The following is a 4,649-nucleotide window of genomic DNA, read 5'->3' as shown; positions in this document are numbered from 1 at the left end:
CCTTGCAGGGCTTGGCGATCGGCGACCGGATCGGCCGTGGCGGCGGGCGGATTCTTGACCACGAAACCGCCCTTCGCGCCGACCGGCACGATGACGGCGTTCTTCACCGCCTGCGCCTTCACCAGGCCCAGGATCTCGGTGCGGAAGTCCTCCAGACGATCCGACCAGCGCAACCCGCCACGCGCGACCGGGCCGAAGCGCAGATGCACGCCCTCCACCCGCGGCGAGTAGACCCAGATCTCGAATTGCGGCCTCGGCTTGGGCAACTCGGCGATCTCCTGCGGTTCCACCTTGAACGACAGGTAATCCCGCGGCCGGCCCTCGGCGTCGGTGATGTAGTAGTTGGTACGCAGAGTGGCCTTGATCAGGCCGAGGATGGCGCGCAGGATGCGGTCGGCATCCAGGCTCACCACCTCCGCGATGCGGTGCCGCGCCGCGGCCTCCAGCTCGGCGGCGTGGTCCGCGCTGGCCGCATCCGGATCGAAGAGGGCGGCGAACAGGTCCACGAACATACCTGCGACGTCCGGGTGGGCCAGCAGCACGCGGGTGACGGCGGCCTGGCTGTAGGCGAATCCGGCCTGCTGCAGATACTTCGAGTAGGCGCGCAGGATGGAGATCTGACGCCAGGACATCGCGGCGCGCACGACGAACTCGTTCCAGCCGTCGACCTCGGCGCGGCCGGACCAGAGCGCCTCGACCGCCGCGGCGAAACGACTCCGCAGACCAGTCGGTTCCGCATCCGGATCGGCGGACCCTGCCGACATGATGGTCGGAAAGCGCAGTCCGAAATCGTAGATCCAGCGCGGCGAACCGTCGGGCAGTGATACCCGGAAGGGGTGCTCGTCGACGACCTCCATGCCGAGACTGTGCAGGATCGGCAGCACGCGGCTGAGCGATACACCCTCGCCGTGCACATACAGCGTGAAGCGCCACTCCCCCGGCGCGCGGTCGCCGCCGCGGTACAGGTTCGCCGCCACCGCGCCGGCGGCCAGCGGCCGCAGCCGCCGCAGGTCCGCAAGCGCCCGCGCGGGTTCGTACTCCTGCCGATAGGTCTCCGGATACGCCGAGGCGTATTCCGCGGCGATCTCGCTCGGCACATTGGCGCGGGCCGCCTCGGCGACGACACGGTCGACCCAGCTCCGAGTGGCGGCGAACAGGAGCTCTTGGAGCTTGTCGCGGTGTGGGTCCGAGACGTCGGCGGGCCCGGCACCGGGGCGGCGGTGCACGGTGAAACTCACGACGGTCACATCGGATTCGCCAGCGCGAGCGGAGAAATCGACCCACTCGCCGTCGAACGCGGTACGCAGGATATCGCGCATCCGTAGGCGCACATCGGTGGTGTAGCGGTCCCTGGGCAGCGACACCAGGCAATAGACCGCGCCGCCCGGAGTGTCGGGTCGCAGGACCAGCTGGACCTGGCGTCGCAGTCCCAGATTCGTCACCGCCGCAACGGTTTCGAACAGACGCCGTGTATCGGCGGAAAACAACTCCGCGCGCGGGATGGTCTGCATCGTTTCGAGCATCGCCTGGCCCGAGAAAGTGTTCGGCCCGAACCCCGCCCACTCGATAATCTGCCGCGCCCGCTGCGCGATAACAGGTATGTCGAGAATGTTCTCGTGATGCCCGGCCACGGTGAAGCTGCCCAGGAAGACATGTCGGCCACGCACCCGCACCGGCTCGCCGTCCGTGCCACCGTCTGGGTCGTAATCGCTGACCACGAGCGTGCAGGTGTCGGTCGCACCGGGCAGCACGGTGTCGAGGGAACCGTTGATCAGGCACAGCGCGGGAGCCTCAGCGGTCAGGGCCGGCAAGGTGAGGTCGATATCGGCGGCTAGCCGGTGATGCAGGACGCCCAAACCATCAGTCATCTGGGGGCACGGGCGGCTGTCCACGGCCGTCGACACCGGCTGTGCGGGATCAGCGGGCCGGTAACCGTAGCCGAGGAAGGTGAAACGCTCATCGGTGAGCCACCGCAGCAACCGGGCGGATTCGGCGTGGTCGCCATCGCGCGGCGCGGCCGGTTCGAGGTCGTCGGCGACCGCCCGCGCGGTGGCGACCATGGTCCGGGTGTCCGCGGCGATCTGCCGGATCGATCGCAGTAGTGCGGACAGTGCTCGTTCGGCCCGGTCGAGCCGGTCCACATCGGTGTCGGCGGCAAGCTGGATGTGGATCCACGACTCGGTCACGGTATGGTCGCCCGCTTCGATCCGGGCGTTGCCGACCGGGGAGACGGCGCGCAGCTGACCGCGATTGTCCCGGAGCACATTGAAGATGGGGTGGACGAGTTCGGTCACCACGACGCCGAGCCTGCGCAGCATCGACGAGACCGAGTCCACGAGCAGCGGCATATCGTCATTGACGATTTGGATCGCCGGGCCGAGTCCGCCGTCCGCGGCGGGACGATAGACCCTGATGACCGCGGTGCCGGGCCGCCTGGAGGTCGCCAGTTCGAGGTGATTGCGCAGGATCCGAGCCGCGGTGTCACTGACGGTCGAGGTCGCAGCTCCGGGTCGTATCCAGCGGAAGTAGGACGGTTCGAGGTCTGCGGGATCTTCATGGAGCCGCTTCCAGGACATCGTCTGCGGGGTGGTTGCCACCATCAACCTGCACCTTTCGAGAGCTGGGTGGCGTTCCATCCACTCAGTCACCCAATTAATGTGCCGTTATTTAACGGCACGGTTATCACTGTATCAAACTCGGCCAGCCAGGACCGGAGCTCATCGCAGCAGTCCGGACCGCATCAGAAAGGTCTTCGCCCCGGCCTGATCCGGGAACGCGTCAGATTCGAGACAAAGCCCGGAACGGCCGTCTGCGAACCAGACGGTCGCGGACGGGCCGATAGCCGCGAACACCTGACCGTCCGCGATCACCGAGCCGCCGGCCGTGCGCCACCGGCTCACCTCGGCCGAGAGCCGGTTCGGGGACAAGGTCTCGACCGTCAGGATCGGCTCTCGCCCATTGGTGATCCCACCGGCCAGCAGGGAACTGCCGCTCGAGACGACGCAGCGCTCCTTGCTGTCGTGGTCCGATTCGCGGTGGCAGACCATCGCTGAGCGCAGAGTCGCGGGCAGCCCGGCGTTCGCGTCGGTCCACCCGCTCGGTGGCAGGCCGAACCCGATCACATGGACCAGGCAGTAGACCAGCACCCCCAACAGCGCCAGCCCGACGAGCGCGGCCCGCCACTGCCCCGCGGTGGCCTTCTCGAGGCCGGTCACCACCTTGCCGATCTTCCCGGCGGTCTGTGCCACCGTGTCCGCGGCACGCCCGACCTCGGCGACTGTGTCGCCGAGCACATGCATTCCCGGCACCCGCGAACGATCCGCGCGCAGCGGCGCCCCGCAGTGCCCGCATCGGGATTCGGGACCGGTGTTGTGGTGCGCGCAGTAGTCGCAGATCGAGGCGGTCATGGTCATCCGCGCCCGGTGATCACCAGGGACGACAGGGCCACGGAGTTCACCGACGGGTCGCCCTTGGACTCGAGCACGGTGACGACGATGCGAGATGCGCTGACCACCGGACTCATCCGGGTGACGACCAGGCCGCGCTGGTCCATCGTCCGCTGGGTGTAGGTGGTGGCGTTCGCGTCGTCGAACAGATAAGACACTCGGCTCGCCGTGCGGTATTTCGTCCACTGGTCCACCCCGTCGGGAGTGACCATGTCCCAACCAGGCACGATGCCGATCGATTCGATCTGATAGGACCGGCCCAAATCAATGGTGAGCACCTGCCCGTCCACCTTGTAAGCCCGGATACAGGACCACGCCCGGCCTGGACCCGCGACGACATCCATGGCCGGGGTGCCGCCCGGTGGACAATGCGCCTGCACCGAACGCACCTGAATCGTTCCCGCGGCAGCGGTTGTGGTGGTGGTCGAGGGCGCGGCGGTGGAGGGCGTGAGGGCGGCGGCGTAGGAGTTGTTCTGCTCCGGGTCGGGCGAGGTCTGCCCCAGAACGAGCACCAGGACCAGCACGACGACGATCACGCCGCCGATCGCCATGGCCGCCTTCGGATGACGAAGTCGGCCCACGATATCCAGGGCCCGGGCGGCGATACCGTGCGCCAAGGCGATGGCCGGGTGATCGGCCCCCGAAGTCGCGCCCGCAGGCGATTCGGCTTCCGGATCGGCTTCGGTGCTTCGCGTGCCGGTCTCGGACAAGTGTGCGGTCAGCTCCGGAGGGGCCGACTCGGCCAGATCCTGACCGTTGATCAAGGCGAGGATTCGCTCACTGGCCTTCGGGCCGCCACGCGGTGGCGGGGGTGGCGGCGCCGCGAGGTCCGGATTCTCCGAAAGCGCGGCCAGCGAGGGCATATCGCCACCGGGGCCGGACAACTCGATCGGGTCCGGCGCGCCGAGTTCGAACGCCGCCGGGTCCTCGAGTACGGGATCAGAGAGCAGGGCGTCCATCACCGCGGTTCTATTGCGGAGGAAGACGTCCGCTTCGAGCATGAATCGGATGGTATCCGCGGCCGACACCGGCCCGATCCGACCATTGTTCCCACGGGCGGTAAGCCGGATGCCGGACTTTCACCGATGCTTCTCGCCGGTAACGAAATATTCTGGCGGAACGTCGAATACACGTGCCAACGCGATAATCAGATCGAGCCGCGGAATGGCATCGCCGTGAATGAGTCGGTACAAACCGGATTGG

4 protein-coding genes are annotated in these 4,649 nt (G+C 67.6%); all 4 read right to left on the bottom strand.

All coding sequences use genetic code 11. From position 1 onward, the window contains the following. Nucleotides 1-2,600: NAD-glutamate dehydrogenase domain-containing protein (locus tag ACWELQ_RS38700; protein WP_452401973.1), on the bottom strand; the 2,600-nt coding region annotated here is incomplete at its 3' end. Between the two features lie 117 nt (nucleotides 2,601-2,717). Further along, nucleotides 2,718-3,413, bottom strand: coding sequence for a hypothetical protein (locus ACWELQ_RS38695; protein ID WP_452401972.1), 696 nt, complete (start codon nucleotides 3,411-3,413; stop codon nucleotides 2,718-2,720). Beyond that, a complete protein-coding gene (locus ACWELQ_RS38690; RefSeq protein WP_452401971.1) occupies nucleotides 3,410-4,447 on the bottom strand; it encodes a hypothetical protein in 1,038 nt (345 codons plus the stop codon). The genes ACWELQ_RS38695 and ACWELQ_RS38690 overlap by 4 nt, the downstream gene beginning before the upstream one ends. 78 nt (nucleotides 4,448-4,525) lie before the next feature. After that, a complete protein-coding gene (locus ACWELQ_RS38685) occupies nucleotides 4,526-4,639 on the bottom strand; it encodes a hypothetical protein (RefSeq protein WP_452401974.1) in 114 nt (37 codons plus the stop codon). Nucleotides 4,640-4,649 lie beyond the last annotated feature (10 nt).

This window comes from Nocardia sp. NPDC004722 (assembly GCF_053601505.1).
This window is presented reverse-complemented; position numbering and strand designations above follow the sequence as displayed.